The organism is Nitrosospira sp. NpAV, assembly GCF_000832065.1.
Classification (GTDB): domain Bacteria; phylum Pseudomonadota; class Gammaproteobacteria; order Burkholderiales; family Nitrosomonadaceae; genus Nitrosospira.
This window is the reverse complement of the sequence record NZ_JXQM01000283.1, coordinates 1-248: the sequence shown is the minus strand read 5'-3', so window position 1 is coordinate 248 and position 248 is coordinate 1. Positions and strand designations below refer to the sequence as shown.

1 protein-coding gene is annotated in these 248 nt (G+C 54.4%); it reads left to right on the top strand.

The features are described 5' to 3' along the window. Positions 1-248: hypothetical protein (locus SQ11_RS18045; RefSeq protein WP_041515229.1), on the top strand; the 248-nt coding region annotated here is incomplete at both ends.

Sequence of the window (248 nt, the reverse complement as noted above, 5' to 3'; positions counted from 1 at the left end):
GCTCTTCCGATCTCAATCGCGATGCGAAAAAAATCTATTACTACAACGCCATGGGATGCATCGACTACCATGACACGGAAAAGCAAAGGGGGCTTTTCAAAGTGGCCAAATACATGACCAAGATCGACGAATACGCCGCCATGATGGTTAACGGCAGGACCTTTCAGACCAGCCGTAAACCGGTCCTACCGCAGGGGCCTCGCATGGGTCGCCCTCGGCAATCGGCAATGGCCTGGCCCTGCGTCGAA